Origin of the sequence: Microbacterium mangrovi (assembly GCF_000802305.1) — a bacterium.
Lineage (GTDB): Bacteria > Actinomycetota > Actinomycetes > Actinomycetales > Microbacteriaceae > Microbacterium > Microbacterium mangrovi.
The window spans coordinates 977041-997026 of the sequence record NZ_JTDK01000006.1 but is presented as its reverse complement, the minus strand read 5'-3'; the positions used below and the strand labels follow the sequence as shown (position 1 = coordinate 997026).

Annotated in this window: 20 protein-coding genes; 10 read left to right on the top strand and 10 right to left on the bottom strand. The window is 70.5% G+C overall.

Annotation, left to right across the window (positions count from 1 at the left end; translation table 11 throughout):
• Nucleotides 1-128 precede the first annotated feature (128 nt).
• Nucleotides 129-2924: a preprotein translocase subunit SecA gene (secA, locus tag LK09_RS08550; RefSeq protein ID WP_039397859.1), complete on the top strand. Its 2796-nt coding sequence runs from the start codon at nt 129-131 to the stop codon at nt 2922-2924.
• A 62-nt stretch (nt 2925-2986) separates the two neighbouring features.
• Here the strand turns inward: secA and LK09_RS08545 are convergent, their stop codons facing one another.
• Genes LK09_RS08545 through LK09_RS20715 form a run of 3 tightly spaced genes read right to left on the bottom strand, consistent with a single transcriptional unit; the run spans nt 2987 to nt 6880 of the window.
• Nucleotides 2987-4408 carry a YlbE family protein gene (locus tag LK09_RS08545; protein ID WP_052226550.1) on the bottom strand — a complete coding sequence of 474 codons (1422 nt, stop codon included), beginning with the start codon at nt 4406-4408 and terminating at the stop codon, nt 2987-2989.
• Entirely contained in the window at nt 4408-5955 is a 1548-nt protein-coding gene (gene fdrA / locus LK09_RS08540; RefSeq protein ID WP_039397857.1) for an acyl-CoA synthetase FdrA, read from the bottom strand. The genes LK09_RS08545 and fdrA overlap by 1 nt, the downstream gene beginning before the upstream one ends.
• Before the next feature lie 31 nt (nt 5956-5986).
• Nucleotides 5987-6880 (bottom strand): DUF2877 domain-containing protein, encoded by an 894-nt coding sequence (locus tag LK09_RS20715; protein WP_052226549.1) that lies wholly within the window; start codon nt 6878-6880, stop codon nt 5987-5989.
• A gap of 138 nt (nt 6881-7018) precedes the next feature.
• Between LK09_RS20715 and LK09_RS08530 the strand changes: the two genes are divergently transcribed.
• Nucleotides 7019-7975, top strand: a complete 957-nt coding sequence (locus LK09_RS08530) for a carbamate kinase (RefSeq protein WP_039397855.1) — start codon at nt 7019-7021, stop codon at nt 7973-7975.
• 61 nt (nt 7976-8036) lie between these two features.
• On the opposite strand, the gene LK09_RS08525 is transcribed toward LK09_RS08530, so the two are convergent.
• The gene (locus LK09_RS08525; protein WP_039397853.1) at nt 8037-8252 is read right to left on the bottom strand and encodes a hypothetical protein; all 216 of its coding nucleotides are present in this window, start codon (nt 8250-8252) and stop codon (nt 8037-8039) included.
• Nucleotides 8253-8466: 214 nt separating this feature from the next.
• Here LK09_RS08525 and LK09_RS08520 point away from each other — a divergent pair, with 214 nt between their 5' ends.
• Nucleotides 8467-9693, top strand: coding sequence for a pyridoxal phosphate-dependent aminotransferase (locus LK09_RS08520; protein ID WP_039397851.1), 1227 nt, complete (start codon nt 8467-8469; stop codon nt 9691-9693).
• Nucleotides 9694-9766: 73 nt separating this feature from the next.
• Nucleotides 9767-10354, top strand: a complete 588-nt coding sequence (locus LK09_RS08515) for a hypothetical protein (protein WP_039397849.1) — start codon at nt 9767-9769, stop codon at nt 10352-10354.
• Nucleotides 10355-10381: 27 nt separating this feature from the next.
• On the opposite strand, the gene LK09_RS08510 is transcribed toward LK09_RS08515, so the two are convergent.
• Nucleotides 10382-10663: a helix-turn-helix domain-containing protein gene (locus tag LK09_RS08510; RefSeq protein ID WP_197060995.1), complete on the bottom strand. Its 282-nt coding sequence runs from the start codon at nt 10661-10663 to the stop codon at nt 10382-10384.
• 99 nt (nt 10664-10762) lie between these two features.
• Here LK09_RS08510 and LK09_RS08505 point away from each other — a divergent pair, with 99 nt between their 5' ends.
• From LK09_RS08505 to LK09_RS08495, 3 genes are read left to right on the top strand one after another with little or no spacing between them, the layout of a single operon-like run.
• The gene (locus LK09_RS08505) at nt 10763-11425 is read left to right on the top strand and encodes an SAF domain-containing protein (RefSeq protein WP_052226602.1); all 663 of its coding nucleotides are present in this window, start codon (nt 10763-10765) and stop codon (nt 11423-11425) included.
• Nucleotides 11422-12657 carry an AAA family ATPase gene (locus tag LK09_RS08500; RefSeq protein ID WP_052226548.1) on the top strand — a complete coding sequence of 412 codons (1236 nt, stop codon included), beginning with the start codon at nt 11422-11424 and terminating at the stop codon, nt 12655-12657. The genes LK09_RS08505 and LK09_RS08500 overlap by 4 nt, the downstream gene beginning before the upstream one ends.
• A gap of 26 nt (nt 12658-12683) precedes the next feature.
• A complete protein-coding gene (locus tag LK09_RS08495; RefSeq protein WP_039397847.1) occupies nt 12684-14174 on the top strand; it encodes a sensor histidine kinase in 1491 nt (496 codons plus the stop codon).
• 61 nt (nt 14175-14235) lie between these two features.
• Here LK09_RS08495 and LK09_RS08490 read toward each other — a convergent pair whose 3' ends face one another.
• A complete protein-coding gene (locus LK09_RS08490) occupies nt 14236-14484 on the bottom strand; it encodes a WhiB family transcriptional regulator (RefSeq protein ID WP_039397845.1) in 249 nt (82 codons plus the stop codon).
• 249 nt (nt 14485-14733) lie between these two features.
• On the opposite strand from LK09_RS08490, the gene LK09_RS08485 reads away from it, so the two are divergent.
• Nucleotides 14734-15144, top strand: coding sequence for a hypothetical protein (locus LK09_RS08485; protein WP_039397843.1), 411 nt, complete (start codon nt 14734-14736; stop codon nt 15142-15144).
• A gap of 28 nt (nt 15145-15172) precedes the next feature.
• Here LK09_RS08485 and bcp read toward each other — a convergent pair whose 3' ends face one another.
• From bcp to aroA, 3 genes are read right to left on the bottom strand one after another with little or no spacing between them, the layout of a single operon-like run.
• Nucleotides 15173-15640: a thioredoxin-dependent thiol peroxidase gene (gene bcp, locus LK09_RS08480; protein WP_039397841.1), complete on the bottom strand. Its 468-nt coding sequence runs from the start codon at nt 15638-15640 to the stop codon at nt 15173-15175.
• Nucleotides 15641-15691: 51 nt separating this feature from the next.
• Nucleotides 15692-16738, bottom strand: coding sequence for a ribosome small subunit-dependent GTPase A (gene rsgA, locus LK09_RS08475; RefSeq protein WP_039397839.1), 1047 nt, complete (start codon nt 16736-16738; stop codon nt 15692-15694).
• A 12-nt stretch (nt 16739-16750) separates the two neighbouring features.
• Nucleotides 16751-18097: a 3-phosphoshikimate 1-carboxyvinyltransferase gene (aroA, locus tag LK09_RS08470; protein WP_039397837.1), complete on the bottom strand. Its 1347-nt coding sequence runs from the start codon at nt 18095-18097 to the stop codon at nt 16751-16753.
• A 36-nt stretch (nt 18098-18133) separates the two neighbouring features.
• Here aroA and LK09_RS08465 point away from each other — a divergent pair, with 36 nt between their 5' ends.
• Entirely contained in the window at nt 18134-18835 is a 702-nt protein-coding gene (locus LK09_RS08465; protein ID WP_039397835.1) for a sigma-70 family RNA polymerase sigma factor, read from the top strand.
• On the top strand, nt 18832-19074 hold the full coding sequence (locus LK09_RS08460) for a zf-HC2 domain-containing protein (protein ID WP_039397833.1): 243 nt from the start codon (nt 18832-18834) through the stop codon (nt 19072-19074). Before LK09_RS08465 ends, LK09_RS08460 begins: the two co-directional genes overlap by 4 nt.
• Nucleotides 19075-19093: 19 nt before the next feature.
• Here LK09_RS08460 and LK09_RS08455 read toward each other — a convergent pair whose 3' ends face one another.
• A complete protein-coding gene (locus LK09_RS08455; RefSeq protein ID WP_269430928.1) occupies nt 19094-19975 on the bottom strand; it encodes a YegS/Rv2252/BmrU family lipid kinase in 882 nt (293 codons plus the stop codon).
• Between the last annotated feature and the right edge of the window lie 11 nt (nt 19976-19986).

Below are 19986 nucleotides of genomic sequence, written 5' to 3'. Positions count from 1 at the left end.
ATGCACGGCTCTGAGCCAGCACAAAGTCACAGACGGATAACATGGTGATCGTGTGCGCGCGGATGCCGCGCGCCCGCGATTGTGTGCGCGACCCGCCCGATCGCGTCCTGACTAGATGGAGATGCCCCGTGGCGAACCCCTTCGAGAAACTGCTCCGCGCCGGTGAAGGCAAGGTGCTGAGGCGCCTGCAGCAGGTGGTCAAGGCCGTCGCGGCCCTCGAAGACGAATACGCCAAGCTCTCCGACGAGGAGCTGCGCGACGAGACCCGGGTGCTGCGCGAGCGCCACGCCAACGGCGAGACCCTCGACCACCTCATGCCCGAGGCCTTCGCCGCGGTGCGCGAGGCGGCCAAGCGCACGCTGGGCCAGCGCCCCTACGACGTGCAGGTGATGGGCGGTGCCGCTCTCCACCTCGGAAACATCGCCGAGATGAAGACCGGTGAAGGAAAGACGCTGACCGCCGCGTTCCCGGTGTACCTCAACGCGATCGCCGGAGAGGGCGTCCACGTCGTCACGGTCAACGACTTCCTCGCGAGCTACCAGGCCGAGCTGATGGGCCGCGTCTACCGCGCCCTCGGCATGACGACGGGCATCATCGTGTCGGGCCAGACGCCCGAGGTGCGCCGCGAGCAGTACAACGCCGACATCACCTACGGCACCAACAACGAGTTCGGCTTCGACTACCTGCGCGACAACATGGCCTGGCAGAAGGAAGACCTCGTGCAGCGCGGTCACTTCTTCGCCATCGTCGACGAGGTCGACTCGATCCTCATCGACGAAGCGCGCACACCGCTCATCATCTCGGGTCCGTCGTCGGGGGAGGCGAACCGCTGGTTCACCGAGTTCGCGAAGATCGCCCGCACCCTCGAGCCCGGCGTCGACTACGAGGTCGACGAGAAGAAGCGCACCGTCGGCGTGCTCGAGCCGGGTATCGAGAAGGTCGAGGACTACCTCGGCATCGACAACCTGTACGAGTCCGCGAACACGCCGCTCATCTCGTTCCTGAACAACTCGATCAAGGCGCTGGCCCTGTTCAAGCGCGACACCGACTACGTCGTGATGAACGACGAGGTCATGATCGTCGACGAGCACACCGGCCGCATCCTGGTCGGACGCCGCTACAACGAAGGCATCCACCAGGCCATCGAGGCCAAGGAGGACGTCCCGGTCAAGGCGGAGAACCAGACCCTCGCCACGGTGACGCTGCAGAACTACTTCCGCCTGTACGACAAGCTCGCCGGCATGACCGGTACCGCCGAGACCGAGGCGGCGGAGTTCATGTCGACGTACAAGCTCGGCGTGGTGCCGATCCCGACGAACAAGCCGATGATCCGCAAGGACCAGCCCGACCTCGTCTACAAGAACGAGACGGCGAAGTTCGACCAGGTCGTCGAGGACATCGTCCGTCGCCACGAAGACGGCCAGCCCGTGCTCGTCGGCACGGTGAGCGTCGAGAAGAGCGAATACCTGTCGCGGCTCCTCAAGAAGAAGGGCGTCAAGCACGAGGTGCTTAACGCCAAGAACCACGCGCGCGAGGCCGAGATCGTCGCCCGCGCCGGGCGTCTGGGTGCGGTGACCGTCGCCACCAACATGGCCGGCCGCGGAACCGACATCATGCTCGGCGGCAACGCCGAGTTCATCGCCGTGTCCGAGATGAAGGCCAAGGGACTCGACCCGGTCGAGACGCCGGACGCCTACGAGGCCGAGTGGGACGCCGTCTACGGCGCCGTGCAGGAGCGCATCGACGCCGAAGCAGAGAAGGTGCGCGAAGCCGGCGGCCTCTACGTGCTCGGTACCGAGCGCCACGAGTCCCGCCGCATCGACAACCAGCTGCGCGGACGCTCCGGCCGCCAGGGCGACCCGGGCGAGAGCCGGTTCTACCTGTCGCTGACCGACGACCTCATGCGCCTGTTCCAGTCCGGTGCCGCCGAGGCGATCCTGCAGCGCACGAACTTCCCCGACGACGTCGCGATCGAATCGGGCATGGTGACCCGCGCGATCCGCAGCGCGCAGAACCAGGTCGAGGGCCGCAACGCCGAGATCCGCAAGAACGTGCTCAAGTACGACGACGTCCTCAACCGCCAGCGCGAGGCCATCTACGCCGACCGCCGTCACATGCTCGAGGGCGACGACATCGCCGACCGCGTGCAGCACTTCATCGAAGACGCGATCGGCGCGATCGTCGACGACCGCACGGCCGAGGGCAGCAACGAGAGCTGGGACTTCGACGCCCTCTGGACCGAGCTGAAGACCCTCTACCCGGTCGACGTCTCCATCGACGAGGTCGTCGCCGATGCCGGCACGAAGGGCCGCATCACCGCGGCCGGTCTCAAGCGCGAGATCGTCTCGGATGCCAAGGTCGCGTACCGGCGCCGCGAGGACGCCCTGGGCGAGGCGGCGATGCGCGAACTCGAGCGCCGCGTGGTGCTGCAGGTGCTCGACCGTCGCTGGCGCGACCACCTGTACGAGATGGACTACCTCAAGGAGGGCATCGGCCTGCGCGCGATGGCCCAGCGCGACCCGCTCATCGAGTACCAGCGCGAGGGCTTCCAGATGTTCCAGGCGATGATGGGGCAGATCAAGGAGGAGTCGGTCGGATTCCTCTACAACCTCGAGGTCGAGGTGCGCCAGCCGGATGCCGAGCACACCGAGGTCGAGGCGAAGGGCCTGGGCGGCATCCCGGCCCCGGCGCAGGGCCTGGAGTATTCGGCGTCCAACGATGCCGGCGAGGTCGAGGTGCGCAACGACCGCGGCCAGGTGCAGCAGGCGGCGACCGCCCGGGTGCGGGATGCCGCCGCTGCGGCGGCGGCGCAGGCCGCCCCCGAGGTGGAGCAGCCCGTCGAGCGCGGTGCCTTCGGCCAGCCGACTTCGACGGCCCCGGCGACGAACCGCGCCTCGCGCCGCGCGCAGAACCGCAAGCAGTAGGCAGCGACGACGGAGGGGCGGTTCCCGATCGGGAACCGCCCCTCCGTCGTTCGCGGTGAGCGTCAGGCGATGGTGTCCGCGAGGGCGCGCAGCGCCTTCTGGAACGCCTCGACCGGCGGGTGGGTGATGCCCGCACCGATCATGCCGATGCCCGGGTCCTTGTGTGCGATGGCGGTGTTGATGATCGGCAGGATGCCGGTCTCCATGACCTTGCGCACGTCGATGCCGGTCGGCACGCCCATGAAGTCGAGCGCGGGGATGGTCACGTTCGGGTTGTTGCCGGTCGTGATCGCGTTCATGGTGCGCGAGTAGCCCATCGCCTCATCGACGGTGCCGCCGACGAGCGCGACGATCGCGGGCGCGGCGGCCATCGCGAACCCGCCGATGCCGAACGTCTCGGTGATCGCGGAGTCACCCATGTCGAGCCCGGAGTCCGCGGGTGTGTACCCGGCGAACATCGGCCCGACCACCTGCTGCGCGGGTCCGGTGAACCACCGGCCGCCGGTACCGGACACCCGGATGCCGAAGTCGACGCCGTTGCGGGCCATCGTCGTCACGACGGTCGAGTTCTCGATGCCGTTCGCGGCATCCAGCGACGCTTTCGCCGTGACCATCCAGGTCGGGCCGGAGAAGTAGTCCGAGGAGGCGACGAAGTCGAAGACCTCGCGCTTCTCCTTCGTGGTGAAGTCCGTCTCGAGGATGTACGGGGCCAGGGCCTGGATGAGCAGGGTGGTGCCGGCCACGTTGCGGTTGTGCGCCTCGTCGCCCATGTGCAGCGCCTGCGAGAGCATGAGCCGCAGGTCGATGCCGTCGGTGTTGAGCTCCATGGCGGCGGCCAGCACCGGACCGAAGACGTCCCGCATCCAGTTCAGGCGGTCGATGACCGACTGGTCGTTGGCCCCGAAGCGCAGGATCTTCGACAGCTGCTCGGACAGGTTGGTGTACGCGGTGTTGCCGTGAGTGCGGTTGGTGACCTTGTGGACCCACATGCTGGCGCTGGTGACGCCCGCCATCGAGCCGACGGACTGGTGCTCGTGGCACGGGTCGAAGGTGATCTCGCCGGAGGAGGCGAGCGCGAACGCCTCGTCGAGATCCTTCGCCAGGCCTTCGAACACGAGCGCGCCGGTCACGGCGCCCTTCATCGGGCCGGACATCCGGGTGAACTCGATCGGCGGACCGGCGTGCAGGATCGTGGTCTTGGTCAAGCCCGGCACCGTGTCGATCGCCTGGCCGAAGCCCTCCAGGAACGGCTGCGCCGACAGAATGCGGTCGAGGGCCACCTGGTTGGCGGCGTCGATCGTGGCGGCGACCGCCGGGTCCTCGAGGCGACTGAGTGCCGAGATGACCTCGGGGTCTCCGCCGCCCGGCGGCGTCCAGTCCATGAGCACGGGCTCGACGCCCTGGGAGCGCAGGTCGTCGGCGAACATGTCGAGGCCGAGGTTGACCGGCTTGAGGTCGGTGCTGAACAGTTCGTTCACGCTCATCAGTTGTCACCCTTCGCGACGAATTCGCGGGCCAGCAGCCCGAGGTTGGTGGAGGAGGACGCGATGGTCACGCCGGCCTGCTCCAGCTGTGCGATCTGCCCGGCGATCTCCGGGGTGTCGAGGTCGGTGCCGAGCACGTAGCCGAGGATCTCGAGGTGCTGACCGCGGGCGGCCGCCTTGGCCTTGGCCTCGGCGATGGCCGGGATGGTGACGCCCACGGGGTCTTCGTGGGCGCCGAAGCCGAGCACGAAGTCCATGGCGATGACGCCCACCTCGGGGTCCTCGGCCTCCTGCACGATGCGCTGCAGGCGCAGCGACGGGTCGATCATCGGATGCGGACGACCGTTGGTGAAGTCGTCATCGCCCATGTCGAGGAAGGTGTGCTCGCGCGACGCGTCCATCGCGCCGATCCGCAGCGCCGGATCCTTCTGGATGTTGGAGTAGACGTTGTCGTACTTCGCGAGAGCCGCGAACATCGACTCGTCGCAGAGCGTGCCGCCGCAGAAGAGCCCGCGCACGTACTTCTGCTCGGGCGCGAGCCGGGCGCGCACCTGGTCGATGAGCGGCAGGTTGAGGGGATGGGTGTCGAGGGTCGCCTCGTCTGCGCCGGCGGCGACCACGGCTGCGATCGCGAGGGCCTTCGTGCCCTGGACCATCGTGACGCCGGCGTGGCCCGACTCGGTCCGGTCGGAGCCCAGGAAGGTCACGAACACGGGCTTCGAGGCGGCGCCGGCGACGGCGAGGACGCGCTCGGCGACGTCCTCTGCCGGGGGCTTGGAGACGACGACGATGACGTCTGTCCCGGGGTCGGCGTCGAGCGCCGTGATGCCGTCGATCATCGAGATGCCGCCGATCTCGGTGGACAGATCCCGGCCCCCGGTGCCGATCAGCTGCGACACGCCGCCGCCGAAGTCGTGGATGCGCACCGAGAGCTCCTGGCTGCCGGTGCCGGACGCGCCGACGATGCCGATGTTCCCGCGGCGCACGGCGTTGGCGAACGCCAGCCCCGTGCCGTTGATGATCGCCGTGCCGCAGTCGGGCCCCATGACCAGCAGACCCTTCTCGTGGGCGAGGCGCTTCAGGGCGAGCTCGTCCTCGACCGACACGTTGTCGGAGAAGATCATCACGTGCTTGCCGGCGTTCAGCGCCTTGCGGGCCTCGCGTGCGGCGAAGGCGCCGTTGACGGAGATGAGCACGAGGTTGCTGTCGGGTGCCTCCTCGAATGCGCCGTCCAAGGTGCGGTGGCGCACCTGCGCGGACTCGCCGGCGGCTTTGTCCTTGCGTGCCAGGATGTCGTCGACCGCCTGGATCGCCGCCTCGATGGCGTCCTCTCCCGCATCGATGACGATCATCAGGTCGCTCGGCTTCGCGTCGTCGATGGCGGGATCGCTCACGCCGACGTTCAGCAGCACCTCCTTGTTCATCGGCGTCGCCATGCCCAGCAGCGCCTGGGTGACGCCGGCGACGGCATTGGCCTTGGTGCTCATCGACATGAGCGAGACCGAGTCGAGGTAGGTGTTCTTCCTGATTTCGATGTGCCTTGTCATCGTTGTCCTTTCCGGGGAGCTTTTCCGGGCGTCAGCGGGAGCCGTCGCGAAGGGCGGCCTCGAGGTCGAGTGCGAGGCGGATGCCGGTGAGGAGGTCCTCGCCGGACGTGTGGCCGATCTCGCGGACGCGAGCGGCGGCACGGAGGATGCCGGACCGGTCGCCGCCGATGGCGAGCGCGAGGTCGTGGATGCGCTGTCGGGCCCGTCCCCGCAGCGCGTGACGCAGGGTCACGGCAGCCAGGAGGGTGGTGGCGTCGGTGTCGACCGCGGCGATCGCGGGCAGGTGGGCGCCCAGCCGCATCCCGGGCTGGGCGGCGAGGAAGGCGAGCCCGGAGAGGATGTCGTCGCCGGTCGGAGTGAGTCCCTCGCCGAGACCGACGAGGCTCTGCGCCGTGGCCGTCACGGCGGCGGGTTCGCCGTTCAGCACGGCCGTGCGCAGGTCTTCGACCCGCAGGGCGAGGAGCGCAGCGGCGGCGGCTCCGAACGGCGTGGGCGAGGTGCGCCCGGGATCCTCCGCGAGGAGTGCCGAGGCGTCCCTGAGCTGCGCGGTCGGGATGCAGCAGAGGTCGGCAGGGACGGGCATCCAGCCCGCGGCTCCCTCGGCGCGCACGACGATCTCGCCGCCGGGCGCGGGGAGCACGAGCGCCGCGCCGTCGATGCGCACGGGGGCACCGGGAACGACGACGTCGCTCTGCCAGGAAGCCGAGGGCACCCGCACCGTGCCGGGGGCGTCGTCGAGCGAGTCGTCGACGATCGCGACGAGGTCGCCGGCGCACAGCACGTTGACGACGCGCGCGTGGACGGAGTGCACGGTGGCATGGGAGCCGTCCGCGAAGGGGTGATCCGCCGCGCTCTCCAGCGTCTGCGCGAGCGCGGCATCCCAACTGATCGCCTGGGTCGCGATCGGGGTGGCGACGGGGGTCATCGTCTTGTCTCCTGGACGCCCGGAGCCGGGTCTTCGGCTCGGCGCGTCTTTACGTGATGGTGATACAGGTATACCATTTATGCGAATGGAATACCATCCTGGCGCGGGTTGCCAGGTGACCTCGACAAGGAGAACAGCATGCGCGTCGTAGTGGCACTCGGGGGCAACGCCCTCGCCCGTCGCGGAGAGCCGATGACCGCGGAGTATCTGCGCTCGAACGTGAAGTCGACGTGCGAGGCCCTCGCCTCGCTGGCCCGCGACAACGAGATGGTCATCACGCACGGCAACGGTCCGCAGGTGGGTCTGCTCGCGTTGCAGAACCTCGCATATCAGGATGTCGCGGCCTACCCGCTGGACATCCTCGGCGCCGAGACGCAGGGCATGATCGGGTACGTCGTCCAGCAGGAGCTCTCCAACGCGCTCGCCGGACAGCGCGAGGTCGCCGCGGTCATCACGACCACCGTCGTCGACGAGAACGACCCGGCGTTCGACCGGCCCACCAAGCTCATCGGCCCGACCTACTCCGCTCAGGATGCCGCCGAGGCGGCGGCGGAGTACCGCTGGACGATCGCCAAGGACGGCAAGGCCTTCCGCCGCGTGGTGCCCTCGCCCAATCCCATCGCGATCGTCCAGGCCCCGCTCATCCGCCGGCTGCTCGAGGACGGGACCCTCGCGGTGTGCGTCGGCGGCGGCGGGGTTCCGGTGCGCGAAGACGCGAAGGGGCGCCACGTCGGAGTGCAGGCCGTCGTGGACAAGGATGCCGCCAGTGCCGCGCTCGCCGCGGACATCGCCGCCGACACCCTCATCATGCTGACCGACGGCGACTACGTCAGCGAGAACTGGGGCACACCGGAGCAGCGCGACATCCTCACCGCGTCTGCGGACGCCGTCGCCGCCATGAAGTTCGCGGAGGGCTCGATGCAGCCCAAGATCGATGCGGCCATCCGCGTCGCCCGCGCCGGCGGACGCACCCTCATCGGACCGCTCGACCGCCTGGACGACCTCCTCGCGCGCAGGATCGGCACCGAGATCGTGCCCACGCTGCCCGAGGGGATCGTCTGGGTCTCGGACAAGGGCGGCAAGAAGGCCGCCTGAGCCGGCTCACCGGCGTCGCCTTCTCGACTCGGGCGAGGCGGCGCCGCCGCTCGCGGTCCCATCAGCGCACGTGCGCGACGCGGTGGGACCGCGCGGCCTGCCGGGCGGCCTCGCGTCCGCGGATGCGACGCCGCATGGATGCCGCGAAGCCGATGCGGGCCGGTGCGTCGGCGACGCCCAGCTGCTCGGCGTGCCGGCGGCGCAGCGCGTTGGAGCGGTCGAGCTCGGCGGCGCGGTGCTGGTCGAGAAGGGTGGCGGTGTACGCGGTGCTGTTCATCTCATGCTCCCTGGGTGTGGGCCGCCGGTGCTTCCGGAACGGTCTCTGCTGACAGGTACGACGTTCCTCTCTAAGGGGGTGCGTGCTCATCGGGCGGATGCCGTATCTTTCCGGGCACGCGCCTTAGGCGCCCGGGATGCCCCCGCCGCTTCGTCTAAGGCACCGGTCCACGGGACGGTCATTGGCCGCCGCGAGGACTGGATATCCTGAACCGATGAGCCCCCTCCGCCCGCTCGACCAGTCGACCAAGCTGCAGAACGTCCTCTACGAGATCCGAGGGGCCGCGCTCGCCGAGGCCGACAAGCTCGAGGCCGACGGACACACGATCCTGAAGCTCAACACGGGCAACCCGGCGATCTTCGGGTTCGAGGCCCCGTACCAGATCGTGCGCGACATGATCGACGCCGTGCCCCACTCGCACGGCTACTCGGACAGCCGCGGGATCATGTCCGCCCGCCGCGCGGTGGTCTCGCGGTACGAGGAGATCGACGGATTCCCCAAGTTCGATCCCGACGACGTGTATCTCGGCAACGGCGTGTCCGAGCTGATCACCATGACCATGCAGGCGCTGCTGGACGAGGGCGACGAGGTGCTGATCCCGTCGCCGGACTATCCGCTGTGGACGGCCATGACCAGCCTCGGCGGCGGCACGCCCGTGCACTACCTGTGCGACGCCCAGGACGACTGGCAGCCGGTGCTCGACGACATCCGCGCCAAGGTGACGCCGCGCACCAAGGCGATCGTCGTCATCAACCCGAACAACCCCACCGGTGCCGTCTACCGCCGCGAGGTGCTCGAGGGCATCGTGCAGATCGCCCGCGAGAACTCGCTGCTGCTGCTGGCCGACGAGATCTACGACCGCATCCTCTTCGACGACGCCGAGCACATCAACCTCGCGTCTCTCGCCCCCGACCTTCTCTGCCTCACCTTCAACGGGCTGTCCAAGACCTACCGCGTGGCGGGCTACCGCAGCGGCTGGCTCGTCATCACCGGCCCGAAGCGCCACGCGCAGGGATTCCTCGAGGGCATCCAGCTGCTGGCATCCACCCGGCTCTGCCCGAACGTGCCGGCGCAGCATGCCGTGCAGGCCGCCCTGTCCGGCGTCCAGTCGATCGACGCCCTCATCGCTCCCAGCGGACGCCTGCACGAGCAGCGCGACATCTGCTGGGAGGGCCTCGAAGCCATCCCCGGTGTGTCGTGCTACAAGGCGCAGGGCGCGCTCTACGCCTTCCCGCGCCTCGACCCCGAGGTGCACGAGATCCGCGACGACGCGAAGTTCGTCTACGACCTGCTCGTCGCCGAGCACGTGCTCGTCGTGCAGGGAACCGGCTTCAACTGGCCGACGCCCGACCACTTCCGCATCGTGACGCTCCCGGAGCCGCGTGTCCTCGCGGACGCCGTCGAGCGCATCGGCAACTTCCTGTCCTCGTACCGGCAGTAGCCGGCGCCCGGGCCTGCGGGCGGCCTGTGGATGGATTCCGGGGCGGTCCCGGGCGATCACGTACGCTCGGGCCGTGCACTGGGATCACGTCTTCGAAGACCTGGAGGGCCAGCTCGCCGCCGCCCTGGAGACCGAGCAGCGCTCGCTGGCCGCCGAGCAGGAGCGACTGCGCATCGCGAAGCTGAGTCTGCGGGAGCGCTTGCGCTCGGCCGCAGACGGCGCATCCGATCTGGCGCTCGAACTCACCGACGGAGCGCGCCTGTCGGTACGGGTGCTGCTGGTCGGCGAGGATTGGTGCGCGGTCGCCGGAGAGGACCGCCGCACGCTTGTCGTGCCGATCGGCTCGATCGTGTCGGTGGGGATGTCGCGGGCCGACCTGCTCCGCACCGCGGCGGTGACGCCGCCGCGCGGTTCGCGGCTCGTGGAACGGATGGGCGCGGGCTTCGTCCTGCGTGACCTCGCGCGCCGCCGGATGCCGGTCACGGTGCACCTGGGCACCGGGCACGCTCTGTCCGGGACGATCGATCGCGCCGGTGTCGACCACCTCGATCTCGCCCTGCACGACCCGGCAGCGCCCCGCCGTGCGACCGCCGTGCGCGGCATGCGCATGATCCCCCTCGCCGCGGTCGCCTGGGTGCGGCTGGATGCCGGTGACCTGTGACCGACCGCGACGGGCCGGACTGGGCCCCTACACTCCGTGGGAGGTGAATCCGGCGCCCCACACCTCCGGGAAGCTCGCCGCGTTGGACTGGTTCCACAGCGCGATCTGGCGCGCCTCTTCGATCTGCTCGTCGAGGTACTCGACGACGCTCGCCTCGTCGATGCGCCATTGCGGGGGCGAGCCGACGCGGGCACCGCGCAGGCGCCCCTCCATGATCAGCGCGATCACCTCGTCGACGTCGATGCTGAGCGACTCCGCCACTTGGGACGGGGTGATCATGCGCACATTGAACGTCGGACTCTCGGGCATGCATCGATTATCGCGCCGGTGCCGACGATCCGGAATGCGCGGCCCGCACCTGTGGATAACTTTCCGGTCGATCGGGCGATGTGCGTGACGATGGAGGGCATGACCGCGCTGGACTCTTCCCCGTACTCGGACGCGCCGCCCGCATCGCGCCGTGCGCCCAGGCCCCATCGTCCGTGGCGCGATGTCCGGCTGCTGCTCGGAATCGTCCTCATCGCCTCCTCGATCGCCGGGGTGTGGGGTGTGGTGACCGTGGCGCGCCGCACCGCGCCCGTGCTGGTCGCGACGCATCGGATCCTGCCCGGGCAGGCACTCCACGCCGCCGACTTCCGGATCGCGGATGCGGCGCTGGGCGAATCGCGCGACCTCTACCTGACCACGCCGTCGGCCCTGCACGGCGGCGCCGTCGCGACCCGGGTCATCGCTCCGGGCGAGCTCATCGCCGCATCCGCCGTCACGACGACCGAAGGCGCCGCGACCACGACGGTGAGCGTGCACACCGCGCAGGACGTCCCCAGCGACGTCCATGACGGCTCCGAGGTCGACGTGTGGGCGGCGGCGGCCAAGACGCAGGGCGGGTACGAGCGCCCGCAGGTGATCGTGCCGGGTGCGGTCGTGGCCTCCGTCACGCGCGACAAGGGGGTGATGGGCGGCGCGGGCGCGGGCGTCGAACTGGTGGTGCCACGCGACGACGTCGCGGCGCTGCTCGCCGCGATCGCCGACGAGTCGGCCGTCTCGGTGGTGTCGAACGGATCCGGACGATGACGGCCGTCGTGGTCGCCGTGGACGGCGAACGGGGCGCTCTGATCGCCGACCGGCTGGAGCGCATCGGGCACGAGGTCCGCGGGCGTATCGCCCCGCACGATCTGACGGCCGCCGCGACGACCGGCCTCGACGAGGTGCTGCGCGGGTGCGACGTCATCGTGCTCGAGGCGCACCGGCACACGCTCACCGCGGGCGCGGTCGGGCGCTGCGACCGCGCCGGGGCGCGCATCCTCCCGCTGTGCGCGACGGCGGCCGACGAGCGCCGAGCGGCGGCATTCGGCACGGCGGCGCCCCTGCCCATCGATGCCGACGCCTGGACCATCGGCGACGCCCTCGGCCGGGGTCCGGCCCCTCTTCCGGCCGCCGAGGCGCGCACCGGCCGGGTGGTGACGGTGTGGAGCGCCGCGGGCGCGCCCGGACGGACGACGATCGCCACCGAGCTGGCCGTCGAGCTTTCCCGCGGCGGACGCGAGGTCGCGCTGGTGGATGCCGACACCCACGCGCCGTCGATCGCCATGCTGCTCGGCATCGCCGAGGAGGGGCCGGGGTTCGCCGCCGCGTGCCGTCAGGCCGAGCGGGGCCTGCTCGATCAGCGCGAACTCGACCGGATCAGCATCCAGGTGACGGCCGGTGACGGGCAGATCGCGGTGCTGCCGGGCCTGAACCGGGCATCGCGCTGGCCGGAGCTGACGGAGGCCGGCGTGGCCGCGGCGCTGGAGTCCTGCCGCACGTGGGCGCAGGACACCGTGGTCGATGTGGCGTCGTCGTTGGAGCGCGACGAGGAGATCGTCAGCGACCTCGATTCGGGCCCCCGCCGCAATGCCGCCACCCTGGCCGCCCTCGCCGGCGCAGACGCGGTCGTGGCGGTCGTCTCGGCCGATCCGCTCGGGATCGCGCGGTTCCTGAGGGTCGCGGCCGAGATGCGGGCCGTCGTGGGGCAGGCGCCGGTCTCCGTCGTCGTCAACCGGCTCCGTCCCGGCGCGCTCGGCCCGGACGCGCGCGGGCAGATCCGGCGCACGCTGGAACGGTTCGCCGGGGTGTCCGATGTGTGGTTCGTCCCGCTCGACGCTCGCGCGACGGATGCCGCCAGGCTGGCGGCGCGGCCGGTGGCCGATGCCGCACCCCGCTCGGGACTCGTGGGCGGCATCCGGCGCTTCGTCGGCGACGCGCTCCCGACAACGGTGCGACGCTCGGGGGAGCACTCGCGCCGCGTCGCGCGGGCGAGGGAGTGAGGGCGCCGGTCCCGTAGGCTGAGGGAGTGTCGACACTCAGCGAACTCGTCTACGCCCAGGGGCGCTCCAGTGAGGCCGAAGTCGAGTGGTTGCACCGGCTCGCCGGCGACGGCCAGCTCCTCAGCGACCTCGCCTTCGCCGACATCGTGATCTGGGTGCCGACGCCCGACGATTCGTTCATCGCCGTCGCGCACACTCGCCCGTCCAGTGCCGCGACGCTCTTCTACCGCGACATCGTCGGCGACCGGGTGCGGCCGCAGTGGCGGACGCAGGTCCGCGAGGCGTTCAGTACCGGGCAGATCGTCGACTCGGCATCCCCGGACTGGTTCGAAGAGACCCCCACCCGCGTGCGAGCGGTGCCGATCGTGCGCGAGCCCGTGCGCGCCGGCGAACAGCCGTCCGCCATCGGCGTCCTGACCCGGCACACGAACCTGGGCGAGGCGCGGACGCCCTCCCGCCAGCAGATCACCTTCAACGACTGCGCCGACGACCTGTTCGGCATGATCGCGTCCGGAGACTTCCCCGACCTGTCCGCGCCCACCGGTCCCCGTCGCGGCGCCCCGCGTGCTGCAGACGGTCTCATCCGCCTCGACGTCGACGGGATCACCACGTTCGCCAGCCCCAACGCGCTCTCCGCGTTCAACCGCCTCGGCTTCGAGGAGGAGCTCGAGGGCGAGTCGCTGGTCGAGGTGGTCACCGGCATCCTGCCCGAGAAGCACCAGTTCGACGAGTCCCTTCCCGTGGTCGTCGCCGGCCGCGCGCCGTGGCGCACCGACGTCGAAGCGCGCGGGGTGACCGTGTCCCTGCGCACCATCCCGCTGCGCGACCACGGCACGCGCATCGGCGCGATCGTGCTGTGCCGCGACGTGACCGAGATGCGTCACCAGGAGCAGGAGCTCATCACCAAGGACGCGACGATCCGCGAGATCCACCACCGCGTCAAGAACAACCTCCAGACGGTCGCGTCGCTGCTGCGCATCCAGGCGCGGCGCACGCCGTCGGAGGAAGCCCGCGACAACCTCACGCAGGCCATGCGGCGGGTGTCCGCGATCGCCGTCGTGCACGACACGCTGTCGGGGGGCTTGGCGCAGACGGTCGACTTCGACGACGTGTTCGATCGCGTCCTGAAGCTCGTCGCCGAGGTCGCCGCCGGCGCCAACACGCGAGCGCAGACCCGCACCACGGGCCGTTTCGGCACGCTGCCCAGCGAGTACGCGACGCCCCTCGCCCTGGCGCTCACGGAGCTCGTGACCAACGCGGTCGAGCACGGGCTGGCGGGGCGTGAGGGCGAAGTGGAGATCATCGCCGAGCGCAGCGAGCAGCGCCTCGAGGTGCGCGTGCGCGACACCGGCTCGGGCCTGCCCGAGGGCCAGGTCGGGCGCGGCCTGGGCACCCAGATCGTGCGCACGCTCATCCAGGGCGAACTCGGCGGCACAATCGACTGGCACACGGCGCCCGGCGAAGGCACCGAGGTGACCATCGAGGTGCCCCTGCGCTACATCGACCGCGGGGCGTAGTCAGCGAAAACCGCGTCCGGCACGGAGCCGGACGCGGTTTCGTCGTTCGGGGGAGCGGCGCTCAGGACGCTCGACGCGCGCGGGCGGCGCGACGCTTGAGGGCACGGCGCTCGTCTTCGGAGAGGCCGCCCCACACGCCCGAGTCCTGGCCGGTCTCGAGGGCGTACTGCAGGCAGATCTCGGTGACGGTGCACCGGGCGCAGACGGCCTTCGCCTTCTCGATCTGGTCGACTGCCGGGCCGGTGTTACCGACGGGGAAGAAGAGTTCGGGGTCGACAGTGAGGCAGGCGGCCTTGTCGCGCCAATCCATGCGGGTGCTCCTTGGGGTCGGGGGAGTCGTGTCAATCAGTCTCAGAACGCGGGACGCTATTCTGAATGGTGCGCGAGCGGGAGCTCGCCCCACGCCACTGTGGGAGCACACAACTTTTCGATTTTTTCATAGCTCTGCATTCGAATCAAGACTTCGAAGGGGGCTTTTCTGTAGAAGTTGCTGAGCGCTCATGCGCACCGTTGGACGTTCTGCACAACACCCCGCCCCGAATCCCGAAGGAGACCTGGGATGACACACGAGCCTGCCAGCGACCACGCGCCCGGGCGCGGAGCGGCCCGAGCCGGAGCGGTCATCCTCGCCCTGGAGTGCCTCGGCGTGCTGATCCTCGCCGGTGTCCAGGTCGTCGATCTCCTCATCGGGGACGTCGTCGACCCGGTGAGCGGCATCGCCCTCATCGTGCTGACGGTGCTCGGTGCGGCGGCGGTCGGAGCGTTCGCCGCGGCGACATGGCGCGGAGCCTCCTGGGGCCGCTCGGGCGGCATCGTCGTGCAGCTCCTGGTGCTCGCGGTCGCGCTCGGCGCGCTCACCGGCGCCTACGCGCAGCCCCTGATCGGGCTGGTGCTGGCCGTGCCGGCGATCGTCGGACTGGTCGTCCTGGTGCTCGCCGTCCGCCAGGCCGGGGCATCCCGCCGCGATTGAGCCTGCGCGACGCCCCGGGCGTCCGGGGTCAGTCCAGGCCGACCAGCTTGCGCACGCGGGCGACGTGGCCGGTGGCTTTGACGTTGTAGAGCGCGTGCAGGATGCGTCCGTCTTCGTCGATGACGAACGTCGACCGCAGGACGCCCTCGATCTTCTTGCCGTAGTTCATCTTCTCGCCCCAGGCGCCGTAGGCGTCGTGGACCGCGTGGTCGGGGTCGCTCAGCAGGGGGAAGGTGAGCGCGTCGCGCTCGCGGAACTCCCGCAGCTTCTCCTCGCTGTCCCGGGAGACTCCGAGCACGGTGTATCCGGCTCCGGTCAGCGAGGCCAGGCTGTCGCGGAAGTCGCAGGCCTCGGTGGTGCAGCCGGGCGTCATCGCGGCGGGGTAGAAGTACAGCACCACGCGCGTGCCGCGCAGGTCGTGGAGCGAAACGGGGGTGCCGTCCTGGTCGTGGAGAGTGAAGTCGGGGGCGGGGTCGGAGGTCTGCAGAGTCGGCATGGGATCCACCCTACGGCGTGCACAGGCCCGCGGACCGAGCGTCCGGCGAACCTATCGCTCGCGGTCCGCGAAGGTCGCCAGAAGCCGCTGCAGGGAGTCCAGGCGCCCTGGGCCGGTGTCGCCCAGCTCGCCGGCGGCGACCGCCTCGATGATCGCGCAGTCGGGCGCATCGGGCAGGTGCGTGCAGCCGCGCGGGCAGTCCTCGGCGATCTCGGCGAGGTCCGTGTAGGCGGCGAGGATGTGGTCGGGATTCACGTGCCCCAGGCCGAACGAGCGCACCCCGGGGGTGTCGATGACCCATCCGCTGCCGTCCGCGCCGCGGTAGCGCAGGGACACGGTCGAGCTCGACGTGTGGCGTCCGCGGCCGGTGACCTCGTTCACATGCCCCGTGGCCCGGTCGGCGGTCGGGACGAGCGCGTTGACGAGGGTCGACTTGCCCACGCCCGAGTGCCCCACGAACACCGTCGCATGGCCCACCAGTGCGGCACCGATCTCGTCGGTCGGCATCGCGCCGCGGGCGCTCGTGAACACCTGCAGGTCGAGGCCGTCGAAGTGCCGCAGAAACTCGGCCGGGTCGCTCAGATCGGTCTTCGTGACGACCAGGAGCGGACGGATGCCGGCATCCAGGGCCGCCACGAGGTACCGGTCGACCAGACGCGCCCGCGGCTCCGGGTCGGCCGCGGCGACCACGATGAGCATCTGGTCGGCGTTGGCGACGATGACCCGCTCCACCTGGTCGGTGTCGTCGGCGCTGCGGCGCAGCAGGGTCGTGCGCTCCTCGATGCCGACGATGCGCGCGAGCGTCCCGGCATCGCCGGACACATCGCCGACGACGCGCGCCCGGTCGCCGGTGACGATGGGCTGACGGCGCAGCTCTCGTGCCCGGGTCGCCGTGACCTCGTGCTCGGACGGCTCGTCCTCGTCGACGAGCACCGTGTACCGCCCGCGATCCACTCCCAGGACGCGCGCGATGCGCGCGTCCGCATGGGCGGGGCGCCGCTTGGTGCGCGGCCGGTTGCCCTTGGGGTTCGGCCGCATCCGGATGTCGGATTCGTCGAACTCCGGTTCGTCGTCGTCGGGGTCGTCGAGCCAGCTCATCGCGTGCGCGGCTCAGGCCGCGGCATCCCCTGATTCGCCGCCGAGCATCCGCTGCCACAGCTGCGGGAACTCGGGCATGGTCTTCGAGGTCGTGCCGATGTCGTCGACCTCCACGCCTGGCACCCGCAGGCCGAGGAGCGCGCCGGTGGTGGCCATGCGGTGGTCGTGGTGGGCCTTCCAGAGGCCGCCGTGCAGCGGACGCGGGACGATGCGGATGCCGTCCTCGAGCTCTTCGGCTTCGCCGCCGAGCGCGCGCAGGTTGTTCACCAGCGCCGCGATCCGGTCGGTCTCGTGCCCGCGGATGTGCCCGATGCCGTGGAACGTGCTGGGGCCGTCCGCGAACGCGGCGAGGGCGAACAGGGTGGGGGTCAGCTCGCTCGCCGCCGAGAGGTCGAGCGTCACTGCGTGGATGCCGGAGTTCGCGCTGACCGTGAGCGCACGACTCCGGCGGGTGGCGCGGGCGCCCATCTCCTGCAGGATGTCGGGCAGCAGCGCGCCGGGCTGGGTCGAGTGCGGCGGCCAGCCGGTCACCGAGACCTGGCCGCCGGCGATCATCGCGGCCGCCAGGAACGGGGCCGCGTTGGACAGGTCGGGCTCGATCGCGACGTCCTTGCCGCGCAGGGCTCCGGCCGGGACGATCCACTCGGTGGCGCTGGGACGCTCCACCTGGACGCCGCGATGGGCCAGGGTGTCGATCGTCATGTCGATGTGCGGCATGCTCGGCACGCGCGCGCCGGTGTGCTTCAGGTGCAGGCCCACGTCGAAGCGGGGCGCGGCCAGCAGCAGCCCGGACACGAACTGGCTGGAGGCGCTCGCGTCGATCGAGATCTCGCCGCCGCGCACGTGGCCTCGTCCGCGCACCGTGAACGGGAGGGCCCAGTGGCCGCCGTCGTCGATGTCGACGCCGATGTCGCGCAGCGCTTTGATCATCTGCCCCATGGGCCGGTGCAGGGCGCTCGCGTGAGCGGTCAGGGTGACGTCACCGCGCGCGAAGCCGGCCACGGCCGCGACGAACCGCATCACCGTTCCGGCTTGGCCGCAGTCCACCGTGACGCCGCCCGTGAACGGCGCGACCGGCTGGATGCGCAGATCGGTCCCGTGCCCGTCGAGGGCCGGCTCCTCCTCCACCTCCACCCCGAGCGTGCGCAGGGCGTCCGTCATCCGGGCGGAGTCGTCCGAATGAAGGGGAGCGCGCAGGCGACTCGGACCCTCGGCGATCGCGGAGAGAATCAACTCGCGGTTGGTCAGCGACTTGGATCCGGGCACGGTGACGACCGCCTGCAGGGGGCCGGGAGCCACGGGGGCGGACCATGATCCGGCAGTTCGCCGGGTCTTCGGGGAATACTGATCGACGGTCATCGGGTTCTACCATACTGAAACCTCTCAAGGAGCCGAATGATCGCCACCCTGGAACGACGCCCGGATGCCCCGGCATCCGAGCCGTCGCAGTGGCTGCCGAGCCTCACGCCCGTAGACTGGCGCATGATGGAAGAGCAGGCCACGACACCGCACGATGAGGCGGCGCAGACGCGCGCACAGTTCGAAGAGCAGGCACTGCCCTTCATGGATCAGCTGTACGCCGCCGCGATGCGCATGACCCGGAACCCCGCCGATGCGGCCGATCTCGTGCAGGAGACCTTCGTCAAGGCGTTCGCGTCGTGGGCCACGTTCAAGCAGGGCACCAACCTCAAGGCGTGGCTGTACCGGATCCTCACCAATACGTACATCAACATCTACCGCAAGAAGCAGCGGGAGCCCTACCAGGGCGCGATCGACGATCTCGAGGACTGGCAGCTCGGCGGGGCCGAGTCGACCACCTCGACCAGCACCCGCTCGGCCGAGGCCGAAGCGATCGACCGGATGCCGGCATCCGTCGTCAAGGACGCGCTGCAGGCGCTTCCCGAGGACTTCCGCCTCGCGGTGTACCTCGCCGATGTCGAGGGATTCGCCTACCAGGAGATCGCCGACATCATGAAGACCCCGATCGGCACGGTCATGAGCCGCCTGCACCGCGGCAGGCGGATGCTTCGTGACCTTCTGGCCGACTATGCAAAGGAGCGCGGCATCGACACCGCCGCGACAAGGAGCAAGAAATGAGCGACTGCGGCTGCGAGAAGACGAGGCGCGACCTCGAGGAGTATCTGCGGCACGAGGTCTGCACGACCTCGCAGGCTGACATCCGCGAGCATCTGGACAATTGCCCGGGATGCCGCGACGAGGCGCTGGTTTCGCGCACCCTCACCGAGGTGCTCGCCCGGTCGTGCAAGGAGGCTGCCCCCGAGCAGCTGCGCGACATGGTGCTCGAGCGTCTGCGCGACGCGCACGTCACCACCTGACGCGCTGACACGGTGCCCGTCAGTCCGAGAACACGCGCAGGACGCCGGGGAGCACCGAGACGGTGAGGGGCAGTGGGCCGACGGCATCGCCGTCGGCGTACCCGGTGACGCCGTCCGCTTCGATCCGGACCATGCGGGCGCGCTGCATCGACACTTCGCGGATGCGCCAGTGGGTGCCCCGGTACGCACTCGGCAGAAAGCGCAGCATCCGGCGACGGGAGACGTCCCGGACGACGACGAGATCGAGAAGGCCGTCGGCGACGTCTGCATCCGGCGCGATCGGGATGCCGCCCCCGTAGGAGCGACCGTTGGCGACAGCTGCGAGCACGAGGTCATCCGCGATCTCGTGACGGCGGCCGTCGGCATCCGTCCACGTGACCCGGAAGGGTTCGCTGTGCAGCCGGGTGAACTCGGCCAGCAGCGCCAGCGTGTAGCGCGCCTGGCCCCGCGGGTGGCGCATCCGGTTCGCCCGGTCGTTCACCCGGGAGTCGAAGCCGGCCGCGAGGATCGTGCCGAAGAGCACTGACGGCAGCCCGGCGCGATCGACGCGGGCGACATCCACGGCGCGGGTCCGGCCCGTGAGGATGAGCCGGAGCGCCTGATCGACGGAGCGGATCCCGAGGGCGGCGGCGAAGTCGTTCCCGGTGCCGACGGGCAGCACCGCGAGGGGGACCGCGGTGCCGGACAACTCCTGCAGGGCGATGTGCACGGTGCCGTCGCCGCCGGCGGACACCACGGCATCCACCCCCTCGTCGAGGGCGCCGCGCAGCATCCGCGCCGAGTCGGCCGCGTGCACGCCGCCGACGACCACCGCCTCGATGCCCGCCGCCACGAGCCGCGCGACGGCATCTGCCACCGCGCGCCGCGGTGCCCGGCCCCGCGCCGCGGGGTTCACGAGCACCGCGACGCGAC